We start from the raw sequence: 18,254 nt of genomic DNA on the forward strand, positions 1-18,254 counted from the left end.
TAGTAGCGTGCTCTGAGTTAGTGGAGGCCGGTGTCGGCGTCCACTGCCTGGTTGTTCCAACGGGGTTCATCGAAGCGTTCGGCGGACGTGTCATCTCCGAGGATGGTTCGGGTCTGTTGTTGAGTGGCCCGGCCGTCCACGATGGACGAGTTCGCCGACCTTCGCTAGTGCAGATCCGTTGGTTTCCGTGCGGGAGTGTTGTCGGGCAGCAACAGCATTGGATAAGGCGATGGGCGAAGCCGTACTGGAGGCGGTCGCGGCCGGGCACACCTGGTCCGAGGTCGGCCGTGCGTTGGCACTGCCTCCGGCTGAATCTGCCGTGGAAGTTCTTGAAGCGTATGTGTCTGCCCGCAAGTCGTCGACGCGCAGGTTTTGGAGCCTCCTCGATGATGTGGAATTTGGTGCGAAGCATCCATCGGCTGAAATACTGGAGAAAGCATGGAGTACGAACTGCGGATCATCTCCGAATGCCCCAACAGCGCCCCGGCCCTGGACCTGTACCGCCAGGTCTTGGCAGCGGAAAACGATGCTGGAGACCTCCGCGTTGTTCAAGTGGACAGTGAGGAACAGGCTCAGGCGCTGCATTTCCACGGCTCACCGTCTTTCATCGTCGATGGCCATGACCTGTTCCCCTCAACAGCATCACCGGCTTTGACATGCAGGGTTTACCTAGGCGCTGACGGCCTGGTCGGACTGCCGTCGCGGGAGGACCTCCAGGGTGCAGTGCGCTCAAGAGTTAGCGACCGGAAGTAAAAGGACGGCAGTGACGCGGTGAGGGGAGCCGCACCAAACATTGTCATTCCGGCTGGGCATGCTCGACGCCATCCTGCTCGCTAGGATGTGCACGTTGGGCAGTATCCGTGCCGTACCGGACACACCCGGTGCGGCGATGACGAGGAGGACATGCGCATGGCAGGCAAATTTGAAGTGTATAAGGACGGTTCCGGCGGCTTCCGATTCCGCCTCAAGGCCGGCAACGGCGAGGTCATTGCCACAGGAGAGTCCTACAGCAGCAAAGCAGCTGCGATAAAAGGCATCGAATCCGTGAAAAACAACGCAGGATCAGACATCACGGACCTGACCGAGTCGTAGATCCGATCCGTGGTTAGACCCCCGTCAGTCGTCGGTAATACTGAAGAGCTGCCGTGCTGGCGGGGGTCTCGTCGTAGGTGGAAGGTTCGAAACGGAGCCGGGTTGGTTCTGGTGCCGTTGCCATCACGTCCTTCAATCAAGAATGACGCCCCGAAGGAAGAGCACGAGCGGTCACTGAAGGACCTCACCTCGGCACCGAGGAAACCGGTGAATAGTAACGAAAGATATGGAGTTATAACAAAAATGGAAGAGGGCCCGACACTGGGACTGTCCCATAGAACCTAGGACCTGGAACAGCGGTCATTCCATACTTCTCCCGTAACAGGCCCGTCCTAATGGTTCCTCATGAGGGCGCTGGCCTTCGTATATCGCGCTCCTCGGGCGGGGCCGTAGCGGTGTCTGTGTTCCGGGCACGGTTATGTCCTTTGGAAGCGGCAGGCTGGACAGGGCCCTTTGTGCCGGTTGCCTTGACGACCAGCACGGCGAGGGCGGTGGTGACAGGGATAGCAAGTACAAGTCCGACTGAGCCGACCAGGGTCCGAACCACCTCCTCGGACATTTCGGCACTGGTCAGCGCCTCCCCGAGGGGCCGGTCGTAGAGCATCACAAGGATCATGATGGGTAAGGCGGCCCCCGCGTAGGCGAACGCGATCGTGTAGACCGTGGAGGCGATGTGATCGCGGCCGATACGCATGGCAGAGGTGAAGAGGTTGCGGGCGGACGTTTCCGGAGCGAGTTCGTATAGTTCCCACACGGAAGAGGATTGCGCAATGGTGACATCGTTCAGTACCCCGAGTCCGGAGATGATGAGCCCGCACAGGATGATGCCGGAGATGGAGATGTTGCCCGAAATGTTGGACAGGACCGAGGCTTCGGAGCTCCCTGCGCCCCAAAGATTCGCGGCATCCGTTGACCAGGCTGCCAGCACCGCCGTGATGCCCAGCCCGAACATGGTGCCCAGCAGAGCGGTGGACGTGCGGGCCGAAAACCCGTGTGCGAAGTACAGCATGCCGATCATGATCACTGTGGATCCCACGAGTGCCAGTAGCAGCGGGGGTTTGCCTTCCACCAAACCCGGAAGCATGAATCCGGCCAGCACGGCAAAGGCGCCTACGAGTCCGATGAGTGCCCGCAGTCCACGCCAGCGGGCGACGGCGATCACCACCACGGAGTACAGGATGGCCAGCAGTAAGATCGGCACTGTACGGACGAAGTCCACGAAGATGTATTGGGGTGTTGCTTGGTTGGCTGCCGCGCCCGGGGATGAAGTCAGATCCAGATAACTGATGTTGTCTCCGGCTTTTATCCCATGGGACTTCGCGACGTCCGGGTTGATGATCACCTTGACCTGGCTGCCGCCTTTGTCCGGTTCGGTGAACGCATACGTGCAGTCGGAGCCACTCTGACCCTGGGCGTCCTGGCTTGCTCCCTGCGTACAGCTTGCCTGAATTACGCGTTGGATCTTTCCGCTCTCAAAGGTCGCGCCGGGCGCACCGGAGGTTGGGTTGGTAAGGGTGATACCGTCCCTGCTGCCCGAGGGCCACATCAGGATCATGGCGGCCAACGTCAGCAGAGTCAGAGGCACCAGGACCGCCAACAGCAACCGGTTTGCTCGCCGCCGCAGGGCCGTCGCCTGAGGCGACGGCGCCGGCTCGGCAGGGGAGTGGCTTTGTCCGTGGCCCATCAGCAGTTCAACCTCACCCGTTGAACTCTACGGTGCGCGGCTCCCTGGCATTGACCCAACGACTGTTCCAGGCACGCAAACGGGCGACAATGTCCGACCCTGCCTGTTTCTTTTTGGTGATGCCTGCGGGAACGCCTGTTCAGGGCACAGTCTGCCGGCGCCGCTCCAGTTGTTTTCGCCGTCCGTACCGGGTCATGCCATGGGGCTTGTAAATTGCCAGGATCGTCGTCAGTAGCAAGACGACCAGGCCACCGCCGGTGTGCAGCAAGGCAGAGGGAAGGTCCATTCCGGACATTGCGGGATCTCTCACCATCCCCGCCACCGTCTGGATCGTCTGCGTGTACACCACCAGGACGACCGTGGCCACGAGGGTCAGCACGAGCTTAAAGAGCACCCAGTAGTGCCGGAACAGCCCCCAGACCGTGCCCAAAGCGAGAAGAACGCCGGTCAGCAGGGACGAGAAGGCCAAGGGGACAAGCAGGGACCAGGCCGCCGCCTGCAGGGCCAGCCACAGGAGGCGTCCGAGCTGGGGGTCAGTGCTCGTCAGGGCGGCAATATCGAGCACGACGAAAACAGCTACGGCTCCGGCCCAACCGAGTGAAGACATGAGATGCAGGGTCAGCAGGAATTTCCGCAGCGCAGATGTCAGGACCATCCTGGGTTCACACCTGCCCGCTGGCGGAGCTTTGCAACGCAGCGGGAGATGAGGCGGGCGCGTCCAGCCCGAATCCGTGCCGTGCCGGCCCGTGCTGACCGCCGCTGAGCAGCATCACGGCAACAACGACCAGGAGCAGGATGCCGGCGGCGATCGCGGAGACCTTCACCCAGCGGGGCGGACCTGTCAGAGTGTCCTGGGCGGGATCGCTGTGCTCCGGCTGGTTTGGCTCGCGGGTCATGTCCCATCTCCTTTGGTCATTCTCTGCGGGCGTGTTTACAAGACAGTATGTCTTCTCGCGATCACCCTGTCCAACGTAGGACGGAGCGTATACTTCAGGAATGCCGAAGCTCTGGAACGAGACCATCGAATCGCACCGCAGCGCCGTCCGTTCGGCGATCCTGGACACCACGGCGGCCTTGGTGGCCAGTCAGGGGCTGTCATCGGTGACGATGTCACAGATCGCCCAGACCGCGGGGATCGGCCGGGCCACCCTGTATAAGTACTTTCCGGACGTGGACGAGATCCTGACGGCTTGGCACGAACGCCAGGTCCAAGCCCATTTGGAACATCTGGCTCGGGTCCGTGACCGCGCGGCGGGCCCGAATCAAAAGCTTGAAGCCGTCCTCAAGGCTTACGCGCTGATCGCCCACTCTCACGACGGTCGTGCTGAGGCCGCACGACTGCACCAGGGATCACACGTCGGTCGCGCGCACCAGCATCTCCATGAATTCCTGGCGGAGATTTTGAGTGATGGTGCCGGCGCCGGGGTGTTCCGCTCCGATGTTGCCCCGGATGAGCTCGCCGGATATTGCCTTCATGCCTTGGAAGCGGCCAGTGGATTGGTGTCCCGTGAGGCTGTCTTTCGTCTCGTCAAAGTCACGATGGCCGGGCTGCAGCCTCCCGCGGCGCCTACGCCTGAAACCGGCACGCCTTCAACGCACCAGGATTAACGCCGGCGCGGGCACGCGGGCGAGTAGCGGCCGGGTCGTCCTGGTAGGAGGGAAGCGTTCAGGTGGGATTCAATGGCAACGCCTTTGACGTCCAGTCTCCGTCCCTGCATAGGTTTCTACGTCTCTCCAGGCAGATGTGAGGTCTCCGGTGGATTCAAGAATCAGTGTCGGAGAAGGGGAATTCGAAGGCCTCCGGTTCCCGCCGGCATTTCGGCGCGTTCGTATCGGCCGTTTAGTCGAGTGACGCGAGGAGTTCGTTGCACGCATTTTCGCAACGGCGGCAAGCTTCTGCGCAGATCCGGCAGTGGCTGTGCATTTCGGCGTGCCGTTCGCATTCGTCAGCACAGGTTTTGCACAGGGTGGCGCAGGCCTGCAAGACGGAGCGGGTGACGTTGGCGTCGTAGCCGGTGTGACGGGAGAGGACATTTCCTGTGGCTGTGCAGATGTCGGCACAGTCAAGGTCCGTGCGGATGCACTTGGTCAGCTCGGTGACCATGTCTTCGCTCAGGCACGCATCTGCGCAGGCCGTGCAGGCCTGTGCGCAGTCAAAAGACGCGGCGATACCTTCGGCGAGCTTGTGCTGGTCGATGCTGCCAAGATCCTTCGGGTAGGCATCAAGCATTTTGTGGGCGCTGGCGTGTGTCATCGTTTTCTCTCTTCCATGGTGTTGAGCGGCTGGAAATAGATACGGTGGGCCGGCTTGCGTGTTCTGCTAACCGGCTCCGCTGTGGTGCTTGTGTCGTACCCCCTTTTGGTTGATGATTCTGGCCCTGCCCAGGCGAGGACGGCTTCTCACCGAGCACTGTCAGGCACAGCGTAACTTTCCCCGGACAGGCCAGCTACCCCCGACGTCTGGTTACTGGGATCGAAACGCCTTACTCAAGATTTGGTAACGAATTTGTAACTTCCGCGTGTCGTTGGTTAGAGTCGAGGGATTACATGCCCGTAGCGGGTATGGGTGTGACCGCTTCGCCAAACCCCGCCGGCGGTCCACGTACTTCATTCTCAAGGCGGGGGCGGAGAACCCACAAACGGTGCCATGTGCACCTTGGGGTGAAGCCGACCTGCAAAAGTTCCTGAGGGTGCCAGGCAGGGCGGCCGGACAGTCCACTCGTCCGAATCCGACAGCTAACTTCGCCGGCGTCGAGAGGACTTCCATCTTGTCTGCCCACCCCAAACATGCCCGTCGGCGTGCCCTTCCGGCGTTTACTTCATCCCGTTTCCGTAGCGTTTTCCATGAACCGGCCGTGAGGATCCGCGGCCAGCAGCTGGGGGTGGCTGCCGCGGTTACCACAATGTTTGCCCTGACCGCCCTGTCTGCGGCGAATGCAGATCCCGGCATCCAGAAGGCTGCCACCGACAGCCCCGCCTCCGCAACGGCGGTTTCCGTCCCGGCAGTGATAGCTGATGCAGGTGCTGCTCTGGTCTTTGAGAGCCCCGGCGTGAGCTCTCAGCCGGCCCCGGCCCCGGCACCGGAGCCGGCGGTTCAGGCAGCGGGAGCGGTCCAGAGCCCTGCTGCTCCTGCTGCCCCTGCAGTGGAATCGAAGGGCCTGCGGGCGCCGCTGGCTTCGATGAACGTCAGTTCCACGTTCGGCTACAGGGTAAGCCCGATCACCGGGGCTGCCGCTGAAATGCACACCGGGATTGATCTGACGGGAGCTTGCTCGACAGCTGTTTTCGCCGCGGGCGCCGGTACGGTCACCGAGGCGGGTTGGAGCCAGTATGGCGGCGGGAACCGAATCGTCGTCGATCACGGCAACGGCCTGAAGACGACCTACAACCACTTGGCCAGCATCGGCGTTTCCGTCGGGCAGGTCCTGGCGCAGGGACAGCAGATCGCCGGGGTCGGCACGACCGGAAATTCGACCGGATGCCACCTTCACTTCGAAGTCATGGTCAACGGCCAGACGGTCGATCCGTCCGCGTTCATCTGAGCAGATCACCTTCGGGGCCCGACTCTGGTTGCCCTGTGCCTTCCGCGCAGGCTTGGATCTCGTTGTCCCCGAATGAGGCTTGCCGGTGGACTTCCAGGGCCCGGTCCCGGGCCTGGCGGGAGGAGCGAGCGGCTTCTACCCGTCCGGCAGCGCCAAAGAGGCTGGCAGCCCAGTCGAATTCCGCTGCGGCGTCGCGGTACAGCCCTTCATCAAAGAGGCGCCTGCCGATCTGGTGCCGGACGTTCGCCTCCCTGGTTCTTGTCCGCGACAAGCGGAGGGCCTGTTCCTGGAGCTTGGCAGCGTCGTGCCAGCGGTACATGCGTTGATAGGCGTTCGCGAGGACGAGCAGCGCCTGGAAGCGGTCCTTGGAGGCGGCCAGCAGCGCCTGGCCCTCGATGACCGCTTCTTCATGGCGTCCCAGAAGGGAAAGGACCCACACGCGTTCCAGCTCGGTGCAGCCGCCGAGGCGGGCCTCCATCGCGTTCGGGTCCAGCACCACGTCGCGTAGCGTCGCAGCGTCCGTACGCCAGATACTTTCGTCAGCCTCCATGGATTAGGGTCCGGCTTCTGGGTTGTCGATGCAAAAGGAATCTGCCCATGCCGTCAGCTCAGGCGGCGTCCGAGGGCCTGAAAGTGGCTCCGCCGTCGGTGGAGACGACCAGGCCGTCGACCGTGGCTGCCCAGATCCAAGGTTTCCCATCCGAGCCTTCCACGGCCGCTATCGCATGGACCTGCCCCTCGATCCGGCCTGTCCGGGACCATGTTTGCCCGCCGTCGGCCGAAGAGTGGACGGAACCGTTGGGTTCCACGCCGATGGCTTCGGAGGCGCTGGCGAAAGTCACGAACTGGATCACCGGAGCGGCCGGGTTCAGGGCCCAGGTGTCGCCGCCGTCGGTTGAGCGCTGCACACCCTCGCGGGTGGTGGCGAGGACAGTGTCACTGTCGGGATGCGCGGCCAGGGCAGCCGGAACGAATCTGGCGGCGACAACGGACCAGGTCTTCCCGTCCGGGGTTCGGCGCAGTGTCCCGTCGAACGCGACGATGCCGGACTTGGCCGACGTGAGGGCGTGGAAATCGGATTCGCCCTGGCGCGAGAGCTGTTCCCAGGTCTTGCCGCCGTCGGTTGACCTGATCAGGCCCATGGGGTTGGGCAGGTCCGAGGCTGCCCCGGGGTGGCCCGAGGCGTAAAACAGGTCCTGGTCCGCCCCGGCCGTGAAGCCCATCAGGTCATTGGTGTCACCGATTTTGGCCGCGGGCTCCCTGGTGACATCGAACAGGCCCTCGTGGGTAGCCATCAGCACCTGGTCTGTCTCGCGGTTCACGCTCAGGCCGTGAACGTGGCTGCTGGGAAGGGCATTGGAATTGCTTGGGCTGCTCGGCATCGGTCTGGCAGGCGCGGATTCGGGGACGCAGGCCGTGAGGGTGAGGACAAGCCCTGCCGTGGCCGCTGTGAACACTGCGGCCCGGATATGGGAGGAGGAAGGGAAGGACATTGGAGACTCCAGTATTGAAGGATGAAAAAGAGGTGCAGGCAGGTGCCGACCCAGTTCAGGGCCGGCGCCTGGTAACTGGCTAGAGAGTGGCCAGCAGGTCCTTCATTTCCTGGATTTCGGCTTCCTGTGAGGTCACAATGTCCTTGCTGAGCTGGATCGCGTCAGTGTTTTTGCCGTCGGTTGTTTCGGTCTTGGCCATCGCGACCGCGCCCTCGTGGTGGGCGATCATCTGGGTCAGGAACAGTCGGGCTGCCTCGGTGCCCTGTGCGGCCTCGAGCTTGCTCATATCATCTTCGCCCATCATGCCGGACATGCTGTGGCCGGGGGCCATGCCAGTGGGCGCCTCGGTCGGTTGGCCCCAGCTTTGGAGCCATCCGGTCATCTTCTCGATCTCGGGTCCCTGGGCTGCTTTGATCTTGGTGGCCAGGTCAGTCACTTCAGCCGGGATGCCTTCCTTCTTGAGCATGATGTCACTCATTTCCACGGCTTGGGCGTGGTGCGGGATCATCATCTGCGCGAACATCGTGTCAGCGTCGTTGAACTCCGCGGAAGCTGCGGGAGCCGAGCTGGATGACATCCCGGAACTGCCGTGGTTCATGCCGGGCATGCTGCCCCCGTCAGAACTGCCGGGGCTCGCATCGGGGGAGGAGCATCCGGTCAGGGCGATGGCTGCGGCGATGACGGCAGCGGAAATGGTCAGGGTTTTTTTCATGAAAATCAGTCCTCAAAATTGAATCGGCGTCTTGCGCGGTTGCTGAGGGCGTGGGCGGACGGTGGCGGAAATGGCCGGCCCGGCGGCACGCCTGAGTGGCTGGTCGATGCGCCGGGCAGTACACAGCGCAAGGGGAAGCTTTACGTCCGGCTGATGCAGAGTTCGCAGGGTGAGGGGCTGCCCGGCAGGTATGAATAGCCGGTGCTGGCCGCGGCCGCATCGACGAGGTCACAGGCCGGGAAAGGGGCCGTGCCCGGCGGCGGTGCGGACAGAGGAGTGTTTCCGGGAGACAGGACGCAGACTGCGTCCATCGATGACATGGCGGGGCACGTGTGAGGATCGGCACACTGGGAGGCTCCGGCCACAACAGCTGTTTCCTCCGAAGAGAAATTGGCTGGCCCATGTCCGGGGTGGTGGGCGGGGGAGCTGTGCATCTGCGCAGCCATTGCCGTCCCTGTCTCTGCTGCGTCAGCGGGCATGCTGTGGGCCCCGGTCATGATGTGCATGCCAAAGATCCCGGCCAGGATGGCCAGTGTCGCCGTGAGGAGCCCTGCCCGGAGGAGGAGGGTGGTGAGTAGGCCGGGTCGGGGTGCAGACACGACATTTCCTCCTTCCGTGCGGGACTTCTTGATTCAAGGGTACCGGTCGGGGTTTACCCTGCCGCTTTGATCAACGTGCCTGGGACGGATTGAGTTTCATCCGCCGCAGCAGTTGGGCGTTCAAGGCGACCACGATGGTGGACACGGACATCAGGACGGCGGCTGCTGCGGGGGAGAGCGCCACTCCGGCGAACGCCAGGACACCGGCGGCCAGCGGGATGGCGAGGATGTTGTAACCGGTGGCCCAGATGAGGTTCTGCCACATTTTGCCGTAGCTGGCCCGGGACAGATCCACCATCGAGAGCACAGCCCGTGGATCGTTCCCGGCCAGGACAACTCCGGCGGATTCCATGGCAACGTCAGTGCCTGCTCCGATGGCGATGCCCACTTCTGCCCTGGCCAGGGGCCGGGGAGTCGTTGACGCCGTCGCCGACCATGGCCACCTTCATGCCGCGGGCTTGGAGTTCGGCTACTTTCTTGTCCTTGTCCGCCGGGAGCACTTCGGCGAAAACTTCGTCGATGTGCAGGCGGCATACCCCAGGGGGTATATCAAGCAAGAGAAAGGCAGGTTACTTACTAGCCCCCGTTATGCAAATGTGACAATCCTTGGCGTATCAAGTACGGTCGACAGCGTGCCGGTTTCTCCGAATGCGGCACTCCCGAGCAGATTGCCTAACTCTGCCGCCGCCCGGGATCCGTTCGCAAAATTCGTCTGGCAGAGACGGGGAACCCAACGACGGCCCGCTTCCGGCAGGCCTTGGGGTGAAGCCGTGCCTGGTGCATCCGTGCACTACCACGGCCGGGTGTCTCCCATCCGAATCCGACAGCTAACCTCGCAGGCAGTGGGAGAGGTCCTTTCATGTCCATTCGCAAAGCTCACGGCCGCCGCCGCGCGGTCCCCGTCCAGACCAGCGCCCTTGCAGTGCTGTCCAAATCCGTTGCTGATAACGCCGGCGGTGTGGGTCGCCAGGCGGCCGTCATCGCAGCAGCCTCGGGCCTCGTTTTGACCAGTGGCGTTGCCGCCCAGGCAGCAGACACCCCGGCCCAGCGTGATGCGGAGCCGACCTCGACCATGGAGCTCGTGGGTCAGGTACAGGCTCCGCTCAGCGCAGACGCCACAGTCCAGATCTCCTACGAGCGTCCTGCCGTTGTTACGACACCGGCGCCTGTAGTGGAAGCACCCAAGCCTGTTGCCGTTGAGACCCCTAAGGCAACTGTGGCTGCAGCGCCGGCCAAGGCCCAGATCACCGTCGCCCCGGCAGCTGCCCCCGCAGCCGCTCCGGCAGCAGGTGGAGTCAATGCCACGATGGTCTCCTCCGCCTACGCCCAGATCGGCATGATCCAGGACTGCACACGACTGGTGGAAAACGCCCTCAATGCTGCCGGCATCCCCGTTGGGGACCTCGGTCCGATGCAATTCATGAACTACGGCACTGTCGTTACCGATCCCCAGCCCGGTGACATGGTGATGCAGCCTGGACACGTCGGTATCTACGTTGGCAACGGCCAGGTGCTTAGCTCCGGCCTGAACGGCAAAAACGAAACAGCAGTCCACCCTCTGACGTGGATGACAGCGAAGGGTGCTGTCACCTTCGTCCGTGCAGGCTAAGTCAGACCACTGAAGGCCGGTGATTCCATGCCTTGGGGGCATTGAATCACCGGCCTTTAGCGTGCCCCCGCCGAACCTTGCACCACGCCTCTACAAATTTGAAGAGGTGTGGGATGAAGGCTCTGCCCCTAGTTGTCAGGGGTCCGGGGAGTGGGACGTAAAGAAGGTCCGCCGATACTTTGGGGGAAACCGACGGACCTTCCACATGGCACGTTACTTGTGTGGGATTTTGACTTCGAGTGGATGAATGCGAAGTCGAAAGGACCTCACTCCGGGTCGATCCATTGGTCGCATCCAGGAAGGGTTCGTAGCGAAGCTGCCTTCGCCTCACTGGCAGGGGTGAATCCCTTGCCAGCCTCAAGCGGTAACACTGTTCGGCACAGGCTCAACCGGGGTGGTGATAGGCGCCTCAACCGAGCCTTGCACACCATCACCATGACCCGGATGACTCATGACCCCGGAACAAGGGACTACGTCGCCAAACGCAACCAAGAAGGCCGTAGCTACCGCGAAATCCGCAGATCCCTCAAGCGCTACATCGCCCGAATCCTCTACCGCCAACTCAACTCCCTTTACGCCACCGGCGGAACCGGCCCCATCCCACATTGCCGGGACAGACCCCTACCCGGAATAGGAGCGCACGATGTGCGGTTGAGCATGCCGGGCTTCGGGTTAGTGGCTGTGCGACGTGTGGGTGTCGGGTGCGGGCGCTGCGGGGGCGTCCGTCGGCTTGGCGAGGGTGGGGTCTTCCGCGGGTGCCTGCGACGGTGCCGGCGTGGAGTCGTGGCTGTGACTCTCGGAGTCGACGGTGGTTGCGAGGGCGGACATGCCGAACCACGTCAGCGCGGCGACCAACACGACACCTGCGGCAAACGGGCTGACCAGGTGGCGCAGGCCGCCCTTGGCGTCCTTGGCGATGAACGCGACATACGACATCAGCAGGCCGATCGGAGTCATCCAGGCGCTGCGCTCGGGGAACTGTTCGAAGTGCTGGATGCCGCCGCCGACCAGGCCGACGCCGAAGGAGAGCAGGAGCGAGAACGCTACGAGCGAGATGGCCCGGCTCAGCCGCGGGCGCTCATCGACGAGCACGAACTCGTTGACGATGGTGCCGAGGAGGAACACGAACGCACCGACGACGCAGATGATCGTGTACAGGCCCGGGTTGACCGGATAGTGCACGACGGCGCCGGCGATAAGGGCCGCGCCCATGAAGTAGAGCATCGCGCCGATATAGCGCGAGTAGAGCGAGGGAGTCCGTTTCGCGAGCTCTGCCTCATAGGAGGCAACGTCTTCGCGGCTGAGGTCGTTCTGAACGGTCATGTCTGGTGAGTCTTTCGTTTTCGGGCAGCAGGCAGCCGTGGCGCCGATACCGGAGGTTGGTGCGGCGTGGCGCTGCGCGTGCTGCTCAGCAGGGCAGAATTGAGCGTCATGTCTCATTTCCTTGGAAGTGGGGCTCGGCCGGACACTCTAAGACCTGCCAGAAGCAGGCCAATAATGGGTTCCCCGTCTCTGCCGGACGAAAAGCGAACGGATCCCGGGCAGCGGCAGAGTTAGGCAATCTGTTCGGGAGTGCCGCCTCAAGGAGAAACCGGCACGACTTAGACCGTACTTCAGACCAGCAATGTTTGTCACATTCCGGTAACGACGTGTCCGCCGTGGCACGGGATGCGCGCACTTGCTCTTTATGCCCGGCCGGGGTCTAGGATGCGTTTTCTTGGGTTGTCAGTGACATGGAAGTCCGGGCTGGTGTGGCCGTACCCGCTTGCACGGCCGTTCACCCCCAGCACACCCTCGATTCTTCCTCAAAAAGATAGAGCCGGGCTTCCCCTTGTTTCTTCCGCTGCCGGGTGCAGCTGCTGCTCAAACGGAGCTTCTTCGGCACCGGCAGTGGTATCCAGTGGCAGCACAGTCGAGTTTGCTGTTGAAGGGCTGACGTGCGGGCATTGCGTCCAGACCGTTAAAAGGGCTGTATCGGCCGTTGAGGGTGTCGAGTCCGCCTTTGTGGATCTCGTGTCCGGCGGTCGTTCCCGGGTTTTAGCGAGGCCTGGTAGATAGCCGGATAACGTACTCTCATCCCATAAGAGGCGGTGGAAGGACAAGCGATGAAAAGATGGCAAATGCCCAACGGGCTTTTAGGAAACACCGCAGTCCCTCAGCCCGGTCTCCTGGTCTATCTTCCGTTCGGTCCGTCGAACATCCTTTTTGCGCCGCGATCTGGTTCGCTCAGTGGTCTGCCGCCCCGGTATTCGTAGGTGGAATCACCAGGCCGAAGGGCTACGTGGTGAACCTTTTCGGGGCTGGGCGGTGCGGGCCACACCAGAAGCAGGTGCTCCTCCGTCGACTCCGGGGAAATAGTGTTGAATTCGGACAGTCGTCCGCGTGCCATACAGCGGACCCTGTACCAGCCGGGGCCGGCGGTACTGAGTTCTGGCAGGGATGGGGTGTCGTTGAACCCGCCCACGGCCAGCTGCCCTTTAGGGGCGTGAATCGAGACATCGACGGCCTCCTCCCAACCATCGAGGGCGAACTCGGGTTCGGAGTCCAGCAATGACACGCCGACGGTGGCGAAACCGGTGTCGGTGCCGGTGAGGACGATCGCCCCGGCATCCAGCGGGCACACGAGACCGTTGCAGTCTTTCAGCTGCTGCGGGGAGGGAATCGCAGGAATGTTGTCATCGATCAGCGAGTAAAGGCTATAGCTGATGTCTATTCTGTCTGTGGTCACCGTCATCCGGGCCGCGCCTACGTTAATTGATGATGGAGACAAAGAACGGGCCGCCGGCCGGGATCGGCTGGTGCTAGTAGGTGATCGCCGAGAAGTGCTTTTGAAGGCATGAAGGGCTCGTTCACCAGCCTCAGCGCTGATAATGTCCGCTGGGGGCGGGGAATCTTGGGTTATCAGTTGTGGTCCTGCGTGGGCCGTGGCGGTGGGCGGTCCCTGGCCCTGCCACATTTTGATGAAACCGGGCAGGCTTTTGCCTCGCTCTGATTCGGAGGACAGGACGGACACCGGTGAAGGCGGTTCCTTCCAGAACTGGACCAGGTGCCGCTCGACGGGCGATTCCACGACCATGTCAAAGGCTGTGTCCCGGCCGGTGGCGTGAAGCCGGGCACGGTAGCTGCCCCTTGCATTGCCCGTGATGATGCCGATGTCTTTCATCTCCCAGCCTGTGGGCTCACTGAAGAAGGTCCGTCCCCCGGGGAGCATCAGGGACACCTCGTGGATGTCTTCCCATCCTGACGCGATGACCTCCGGCCTCGCATCGAGGACCTCCACCGTCAAGTCGACCGGCCCTGACTATGTCAACCCTGGTTGGCCCCGGCAGGACGGGTATTCTTGGCCCCGGTCGGCAGGTTCGCATACAGGACTTTCGATGACGGAAACGAGTGTCAGTCGTGGTTCCAGACTTTGATGGAGGACAGAAGCAGGAGCAGGACGAGCAGGGGAATGAGGACCAGGCTGGGAACAACGCCCAGCAGGAGTCCGCCGATCACGGTGCCCGTGATGGAGCCCAGCGTCATGGCGACGAGAAAGGGCTTGTTTTGTCCCAGCACGGAGAAGCCCTTGTCTCTGCTGAAGCGGGCGAATGCCACAAGCATGGTGGGAAGTGAGACGGCCAGGGAGAGGCTTCCGGCGATCTTGATGTCGGTGCCGTAGAGCAGGACGATCGTGGGGATGAGCAGCTCCCCGCCGGCGACTCCCATCAGGGCGGCCACGACGCCGATGATGACGCCGGCCGCGATTCCGAGCACGGTCCGTGGGCCAGCGGGAACGTTGAGGGGCTCAACCGCAAAGAAGTGGGTGACGAACAGCAGCACCGCGATGAGAACGAGCAGCACGGCGATGACGCGGTAAAGCGTTTTTGACTTGAGCCGGGTAGCCCAGTGCGCCCCGATCCAGGCGCCGATGAGGCTCCCTGCCAGGAGGTTCAGGACGATGAGCCAGTAGGGCGAGAGCTCTCCGAGGGGAACTCCGACGAGGCGGGCCGGCAGGGCCGTGATGACCACAATAAGGCTCATGGCCTTGTTCATGATGATGGCTTGCAGTGCGGCGAAGCCGAAGACCCCGATGAGCAGGGGCAGCCGGAACTCGGCACCGCCCAGACCGATCATGCCGCCCAGGACACCGATGATGGCGCCGGCAAGGAAGACCAGAGCCAGGGATTGCTGGCGTGCCGGTTGTGTCGACAACAGCGGCAGAACGGGGCTTTTCATACCTGAAAATTATCAGCATCACGCCTAGGGGCATGACGGGCCGATGATAGATGACTGCTACTCCGGCAACTGCCGTTTAACGGGCAAGCCGGCGACTGACCGCACACGCCCGCCCTCCGGCGCGCCCCTTCGGTTTCTGCGCACTCTGGTGATCGCCGCAGCGGTCCTTGGCCTGGCAGCAGCCGCCCACACCGCGCCGGGGGCGGCCCTGCCACCGGCGCCGGTGATGGCCCCAAAACCTCACGGTGGGAAATCTTCTGCCCATGACTGGCCGAACTACTGAAGGTCGATTGAGATGCGGCGGAGGTGATTCTCAGAGGTAGCTGCAGATTCGCTCGGGATCGCAGCCTGCGGGGGTCCCGGCTGCGACGGTGGCGTGGAGTCCGGCGACGGCGGAACGGAGCGCCATCAGCTCGGCGATCTGGTTATCAAGGTAGGCCAGTTGCCCGGCGAGCATGTCGTGGACGTGGGCGCACGGAGCCTCTCCGGTTTCGCGGATGGCCAGAATCTCCCGTATCTGCGCCAAGGCCAGCCCTGCTGTGCGCCCGCGGCGGATGAATTCAAGCCTTGTCACGGATGCATGGTCGTAGTCCCGGTATCTGTTGCTGGAGCGCTTTGCCGCAGGCAGCAGCCCGCTTTCTTCATAGAAACGCAGAGTCTTCGTCGTCATGCCGGACGCTGCCGCTGCCTCACCTATACGCATCATGAACCTTTGTCCGTGGACCCGCGAACCTGCCTGCCTTGACATTCCAGTGTAGGGGAAGGTTGAGAATGAGAGTCAGGCATCTGCCCTCGGCTGAGGGTGGGGACGAAAAGTAGCCGGGGACAGTCCCGGGCATCGCGCGGGCTGCCGGCGTCAGGACAACTGGAGGTTTCATGACCGGGGCAACGGTTTTTGATTATGATCTGGCCATCATCGGCTCCGGAAGTGGGGCGTTCGCCGCGGCGATACGGGGAACGAACCTGGGCAAGCGGGTGTTGATGGTCGAACGCGGCACCGTGGGCGGGACGTGTGTGAACACGGGCTGCATTCCGTCCAAGACTCTGCTGGCCGCAGCGGAGGCCCGACACGTGGCCTCTGACGCGTCCGGGCGTTTCGCAGGCATCAGCACCTCCGCCGCACCGGTGGAGATGGCCGAACTAATCGAGGCCAAGCAGTCCCTGGTCGAGAACATGCGGGCGGAAAAGTACGTGGGTCTTGCCGCCGACTACGGCTGGGAAGTCCGGCACGGCACGGCCGTGTTCGCCGGCACCCCGTCCGAACCTGTCCTGGAGATCACCGGACACGATGGTGCCGGCACGCGGGTGAGTGCCGAACACTATCTGGTAGCCACCGGCTCAGCCCCCTGGATCCCGCCGGTCCAGGGGTTGGCGGACGTGGAATACCTGACCTCCACCACTGCCATGGAACTGGACGAGGTGCCCCCCTCCATGCTGATTCTCGGCGGCGGGTACGTGGCGCTGGAACAGGCCCAGCTTTTCGCCCGGCTGGGAACAAAAGTGACCATGCTGGTCCGTTCCAGGCTGGCCTCGGCCGAGGAACCCGAAGCCGCCCACGCCCTGATGGGCGTTTTCGCGGATGAGGGAATCCGGGTCGTCCGCCGGGCAACCGTGTCCTCCGTCCGCACCGATCCGGCCAGCGGGGACGTGGTCGCGACCGCTGCCGTGTCCGGAGGTCAGGAGGAATTCCGGGCCGCCCGGGTGCTCATCGCGACTGGGCGGCGCCCGGTCACCCAGGCACTGAACCTGGACGCCGTCGGTGTCCGGACCGGGGACCGCGGCGAGATTATGGTTCAGGCCACGCTTAGCAGCACCAACCCCAGGATCTGGGCCGCCGGGGACGTGACCGGCCACCGTGAGTTCGTATACGTCGCCGCCGCGCACGGAACCCTGATGGTGGAGAACGCGTTCAACCATGCCGGCCGTGACATGGACTACCGGCATCTGCCCCGGGTCACCTTCACCAGCCCGGCCCTGGCCGCGGTGGGCATGACCGACCGGGAAGCGAACGAAGCAGGTATCCGGTGTGAATGCCGGGTCCTGCCCCTGGAGTACGTTCCCCGGGCCCTCGTGAACAGGGACACCCGCGGCTTTATCAAAATCGTTGCCGACACCGCCACCGGGCGCATCGTCGGGATCACCGCCGTCGCAAAGGACGCCGGGGACCTGGCCGCCGCCGGGGTCTACATCCTGGAGACCGGGATGACCGTGGACCAGGTCGCTAACCTGCGGAGCCCGTACCTGACCATGGCCGAAGGCATCAAGATCGCGGCCCAGTCATACACCACGGATGTCTCCAAGCTCTCCTGCTGCGCCTCCTGACCACTATCCCTATCATCACGGAACGAACACCCGCCATGACCGATGATTTCATCAAACTCACCGACCGCCTGGCCTCACCGGCCACCGACATCGCACCCGCACTCTGGCTGCCACTGCTGCACCTGCTGGCACAGGGTGATCCCGTGGAGATCGAGCGCCTGGCCGCCGTCACCGGGCACACCGTGCCGGAGATCCACGCCGCGCTGGCCGCAGTGCCGGACACCGAGTACGACGGGGACGGACGCATCATCGGACAGGGCCTGACCCAGCGCCCCACCCCGCACCGCCTGGAACTCGCCGGCGACCAGCTTTACACCTGGTGCGCCCTGGACACGCTGATCTTCCCGGCCCTGCTCGGCACAACCGCACGGATCGAATCAAGCTGCCACGCCACCGGAGTCCCGATACGCCTCAGCGTCGGCGCGTCCGGCGTGACCGACGTCGAGCCGAACACGGCCGTGGTCTCCCTGATCAACCCCGAGGACATGAGCTCGATCCGGTCAGCGTTCTGCAACCAGGTCCACTTCTTCGCCTCCGACGAGGCCGCACAACCCTGGCTCGCCGCCCACCCGGACGGCTCCGTCGTTCCCGTCGCCGAAGCCCACCGGATCGGCACGGCCATGGCCGGGTCCCTGCTCGATGAAATCCTGCCCGCACAGCCTGCCGCGCCCGAAAAGGGCGCACACGGATGCGCCTGCTGAGGACCCGACCGGCCTCTGCCCCGGACTGGACACCTCAGGTGCCCGGATGTCGGCACGGAGATGCCCCCGGCCCGAAACCACCAGAGCTTGAGGAACAGCACCCGACCCGGGCCGGCACAACAGATGACGGCCGGATCCACGGCCCCACAGCGAACAGGTCTCTGCGCAATTGCTGGCGTGCTGCCGCGAGGACAGGCAGTGCAGACGACTTCGAAAAATGACGCTGAGGCGGCGTTAGGGCACTCGTCGATGTGGAGCAGTTCTATCCTCACAAATTCATTG

General features: G+C 63.3%; 20 protein-coding genes, 2 pseudogenes and 2 riboswitches. Of the genes and pseudogenes, 9 read left to right on the forward strand and 13 right to left on the reverse strand.

The window, feature by feature from the left end; genetic code table 11:
- Positions 1 to 438: 438 nt before the first annotated feature.
- Positions 439 to 753 carry a hypothetical protein gene (locus tag CXR02_RS11080; RefSeq protein ID WP_104062040.1) on the forward strand — a complete coding sequence of 105 codons (315 nt, stop codon included), beginning with the start codon at positions 439 to 441 and terminating at the stop codon, positions 751 to 753.
- A gap of 156 nt (positions 754 to 909) precedes the next feature.
- Positions 910 to 1,092: a DUF1508 domain-containing protein gene (locus CXR02_RS11085; RefSeq protein WP_104062089.1), complete on the forward strand. Its 183-nt coding sequence runs from the start codon at positions 910 to 912 to the stop codon at positions 1,090 to 1,092.
- Positions 1,093 to 1,435: 343 nt separating this feature from the next.
- Here the strand turns inward: CXR02_RS11085 and CXR02_RS11090 are convergent, their stop codons facing one another.
- The 3 genes from CXR02_RS11090 to CXR02_RS11100 form a co-directional block, all read right to left on the reverse strand.
- Positions 1,436 to 2,776 carry a YibE/F family protein gene (locus tag CXR02_RS11090; protein ID WP_104062041.1) on the reverse strand — a complete coding sequence of 447 codons (1,341 nt, stop codon included), beginning with the start codon at positions 2,774 to 2,776 and terminating at the stop codon, positions 1,436 to 1,438.
- Between the two features lie 139 nt (positions 2,777 to 2,915).
- Positions 2,916 to 3,383, reverse strand: a complete 468-nt coding sequence (locus tag CXR02_RS11095; protein ID WP_258060912.1) for a DUF2269 domain-containing protein — start codon at positions 3,381 to 3,383, stop codon at positions 2,916 to 2,918.
- A 55-nt stretch (positions 3,384 to 3,438) separates the two neighbouring features.
- Positions 3,439 to 3,672 (reverse strand): hypothetical protein, encoded by a 234-nt coding sequence (locus CXR02_RS11100; RefSeq protein ID WP_104062043.1) that lies wholly within the window; start codon positions 3,670 to 3,672, stop codon positions 3,439 to 3,441.
- 100 nt (positions 3,673 to 3,772) lie between these two features.
- On the opposite strand from CXR02_RS11100, the gene CXR02_RS11105 reads away from it, so the two are divergent.
- On the forward strand, positions 3,773 to 4,384 hold the full coding sequence (locus CXR02_RS11105) for a TetR/AcrR family transcriptional regulator (RefSeq protein WP_104062044.1): 612 nt from the start codon (positions 3,773 to 3,775) through the stop codon (positions 4,382 to 4,384).
- 232 nt (positions 4,385 to 4,616) lie between these two features.
- Here the strand turns inward: CXR02_RS11105 and CXR02_RS11110 are convergent, their stop codons facing one another.
- Positions 4,617 to 5,030 carry a four-helix bundle copper-binding protein gene (locus CXR02_RS11110; protein WP_104062045.1) on the reverse strand — a complete coding sequence of 138 codons (414 nt, stop codon included), beginning with the start codon at positions 5,028 to 5,030 and terminating at the stop codon, positions 4,617 to 4,619.
- 314 nt (positions 5,031 to 5,344) lie between these two features.
- A riboswitch (cyclic di-AMP (ydaO/yuaA leader) is annotated at positions 5,345 to 5,539 on the forward strand.
- Positions 5,540 to 5,631: 92 nt separating this feature from the next.
- Between CXR02_RS11110 and CXR02_RS11115 the strand changes: the two genes are divergently transcribed.
- Positions 5,632 to 6,318, forward strand: coding sequence for a M23 family metallopeptidase (locus CXR02_RS11115; protein WP_258060913.1), 687 nt, complete (start codon positions 5,632 to 5,634; stop codon positions 6,316 to 6,318).
- Here CXR02_RS11115 and CXR02_RS11120 read toward each other — a convergent pair.
- The 5 genes and pseudogenes from CXR02_RS11120 to CXR02_RS11140 form a co-directional block, all read right to left on the reverse strand.
- A complete protein-coding gene (locus CXR02_RS11120) occupies positions 6,311 to 6,868 on the reverse strand; it encodes a hypothetical protein (RefSeq protein WP_181037194.1) in 558 nt (185 codons plus the stop codon). The two genes, CXR02_RS11115 and CXR02_RS11120, sit on opposite strands and share 8 nt — an antisense overlap.
- A 58-nt stretch (positions 6,869 to 6,926) precedes the next feature.
- Positions 6,927 to 7,811 (reverse strand): F510_1955 family glycosylhydrolase, encoded by an 885-nt coding sequence (locus tag CXR02_RS11125; protein WP_104062046.1) that lies wholly within the window; start codon positions 7,809 to 7,811, stop codon positions 6,927 to 6,929.
- 79 nt (positions 7,812 to 7,890) lie between these two features.
- Entirely contained in the window at positions 7,891 to 8,523 is a 633-nt protein-coding gene (locus CXR02_RS11130) for a DUF305 domain-containing protein (protein ID WP_104062047.1), read from the reverse strand.
- A gap of 140 nt (positions 8,524 to 8,663) precedes the next feature.
- Positions 8,664 to 9,122: a hypothetical protein gene (locus CXR02_RS11135; protein ID WP_104062048.1), complete on the reverse strand. Its 459-nt coding sequence runs from the start codon at positions 9,120 to 9,122 to the stop codon at positions 8,664 to 8,666.
- 70 nt (positions 9,123 to 9,192) lie between these two features.
- Positions 9,193 to 9,649: pseudogene (locus CXR02_RS11140) on the reverse strand (HAD-IC family P-type ATPase); the annotation flags it as partial.
- Positions 9,650 to 9,784: 135 nt separating this feature from the next.
- Positions 9,785 to 9,978: riboswitch (cyclic di-AMP (ydaO/yuaA leader) on the forward strand.
- A 3-nt stretch (positions 9,979 to 9,981) separates the two neighbouring features.
- Between CXR02_RS11140 and CXR02_RS11145 the strand changes: the two are divergent.
- Positions 9,982 to 10,731: an NlpC/P60 family protein gene (locus CXR02_RS11145; protein WP_104062049.1), complete on the forward strand. Its 750-nt coding sequence runs from the start codon at positions 9,982 to 9,984 to the stop codon at positions 10,729 to 10,731.
- Positions 10,732 to 11,016: 285 nt separating this feature from the next.
- Positions 11,017 to 11,301, forward strand: a pseudogene (locus tag CXR02_RS11150) (transposase); the annotation flags it as partial.
- A 102-nt stretch (positions 11,302 to 11,403) separates the two neighbouring features.
- Here CXR02_RS11150 and CXR02_RS22370 read toward each other — a convergent pair.
- Positions 11,404 to 12,054, reverse strand: coding sequence for a hypothetical protein (locus CXR02_RS22370; RefSeq protein ID WP_181037202.1), 651 nt, complete (start codon positions 12,052 to 12,054; stop codon positions 11,404 to 11,406).
- A 384-nt stretch (positions 12,055 to 12,438) separates the two neighbouring features.
- Here CXR02_RS22370 and CXR02_RS23265 point away from each other — a divergent pair, with 384 nt between their 5' ends.
- Positions 12,439 to 12,789: a heavy-metal-associated domain-containing protein gene (locus CXR02_RS23265; protein ID WP_368784600.1), complete on the forward strand. Its 351-nt coding sequence runs from the start codon at positions 12,439 to 12,441 to the stop codon at positions 12,787 to 12,789.
- A 115-nt stretch (positions 12,790 to 12,904) separates the two neighbouring features.
- Here the strand turns inward: CXR02_RS23265 and CXR02_RS22605 are convergent, their stop codons facing one another.
- From CXR02_RS22605 to CXR02_RS11170, 3 genes are all read right to left on the reverse strand, one after another.
- Complete coding sequence (locus CXR02_RS22605; RefSeq protein ID WP_146072513.1) at positions 12,905 to 13,894, reverse strand: hypothetical protein; 990 nt, start codon at positions 13,892 to 13,894, stop codon at positions 12,905 to 12,907.
- A 230-nt stretch (positions 13,895 to 14,124) separates the two neighbouring features.
- Positions 14,125 to 14,949, reverse strand: a complete 825-nt coding sequence (locus CXR02_RS11165) for a sulfite exporter TauE/SafE family protein (RefSeq protein ID WP_104062052.1) — start codon at positions 14,947 to 14,949, stop codon at positions 14,125 to 14,127.
- Between the two features lie 313 nt (positions 14,950 to 15,262).
- On the reverse strand, positions 15,263 to 15,652 hold the full coding sequence (locus CXR02_RS11170; RefSeq protein ID WP_104062091.1) for a heavy metal-responsive transcriptional regulator: 390 nt from the start codon (positions 15,650 to 15,652) through the stop codon (positions 15,263 to 15,265).
- 173 nt (positions 15,653 to 15,825) lie between these two features.
- Between CXR02_RS11170 and merA the strand changes: the two genes are divergently transcribed.
- Both merA and merB read left to right on the forward strand, forming a co-directional pair.
- On the forward strand, positions 15,826 to 17,271 hold the full coding sequence (gene merA, locus CXR02_RS11175; protein WP_104062053.1) for a mercury(II) reductase: 1,446 nt from the start codon (positions 15,826 to 15,828) through the stop codon (positions 17,269 to 17,271).
- A gap of 35 nt (positions 17,272 to 17,306) precedes the next feature.
- Complete coding sequence (gene merB, locus CXR02_RS11180) at positions 17,307 to 17,972, forward strand: organomercurial lyase MerB (protein ID WP_104062054.1); 666 nt, start codon at positions 17,307 to 17,309, stop codon at positions 17,970 to 17,972.
- The last annotated feature ends 282 nt before the right edge of the window (positions 17,973 to 18,254 follow it).

The sequence above is a fragment of the Arthrobacter sp. 4R501 genome, assembly GCF_002929755.1.
In the GTDB taxonomy this organism is placed as follows: domain Bacteria; phylum Actinomycetota; class Actinomycetes; order Actinomycetales; family Micrococcaceae; genus Arthrobacter.

Bases quoted from the DNA above. Each gene is read 5' to 3' on its own strand.
- CXR02_RS11080 (WP_104062040.1), top strand. From the start codon at position 439: ATGGAGTACGAACTGCGGATCATCTCCGAATGCCCCAACAGCGCCCCG.
- CXR02_RS11085 (WP_104062089.1), top strand. From the start codon at position 910: ATGGCAGGCAAATTTGAAGTGTATAAGGACGGTTCCGGCGGCTTCCGA.
- CXR02_RS11090 (WP_104062041.1), bottom strand. From the start codon at position 2,776: ATGGGCCACGGACAAAGCCACTCCCCTGCCGAGCCGGCGCCGTCGCCT.
- CXR02_RS11095 (WP_258060912.1), bottom strand. From the start codon at position 3,383: ATGTCTTCACTCGGTTGGGCCGGAGCCGTAGCTGTTTTCGTCGTGCTC.
- CXR02_RS11100 (WP_104062043.1), bottom strand. From the start codon at position 3,672: ATGACCCGCGAGCCAAACCAGCCGGAGCACAGCGATCCCGCCCAGGAC.
- CXR02_RS11105 (WP_104062044.1), top strand. From the start codon at position 3,773: ATGCCGAAGCTCTGGAACGAGACCATCGAATCGCACCGCAGCGCCGTC.
- CXR02_RS11110 (WP_104062045.1), bottom strand. From the start codon at position 5,030: ATGACACACGCCAGCGCCCACAAAATGCTTGATGCCTACCCGAAGGAT.
- CXR02_RS11120 (WP_181037194.1), bottom strand. From the start codon at position 6,868: ATGGAGGCTGACGAAAGTATCTGGCGTACGGACGCTGCGACGCTACGC.
- CXR02_RS11125 (WP_104062046.1), bottom strand. From the start codon at position 7,811: ATGTCCTTCCCTTCCTCCTCCCATATCCGGGCCGCAGTGTTCACAGCG.
- CXR02_RS11130 (WP_104062047.1), bottom strand. From the start codon at position 8,523: ATGAAAAAAACCCTGACCATTTCCGCTGCCGTCATCGCCGCAGCCATC.
- CXR02_RS11145 (WP_104062049.1), top strand. From the start codon at position 9,982: ATGTCCATTCGCAAAGCTCACGGCCGCCGCCGCGCGGTCCCCGTCCAG.
- CXR02_RS22370 (WP_181037202.1), bottom strand. From the start codon at position 12,054: ATGACCGTTCAGAACGACCTCAGCCGCGAAGACGTTGCCTCCTATGAG.
- CXR02_RS23265 (WP_368784600.1), top strand. From the start codon at position 12,439: ATGCGTTTTCTTGGGTTGTCAGTGACATGGAAGTCCGGGCTGGTGTGG.
- CXR02_RS22605 (WP_146072513.1), bottom strand. From the start codon at position 13,894: ATGAAAGACATCGGCATCATCACGGGCAATGCAAGGGGCAGCTACCGT.
- CXR02_RS11165 (WP_104062052.1), bottom strand. From the start codon at position 14,949: ATGAAAAGCCCCGTTCTGCCGCTGTTGTCGACACAACCGGCACGCCAG.
- CXR02_RS11170 (WP_104062091.1), bottom strand. From the start codon at position 15,652: ATGCGTATAGGTGAGGCAGCGGCAGCGTCCGGCATGACGACGAAGACT.
- merA (WP_104062053.1), top strand. From the start codon at position 15,826: ATGACCGGGGCAACGGTTTTTGATTATGATCTGGCCATCATCGGCTCC.
- merB (WP_104062054.1), top strand. From the start codon at position 17,307: ATGACCGATGATTTCATCAAACTCACCGACCGCCTGGCCTCACCGGCC.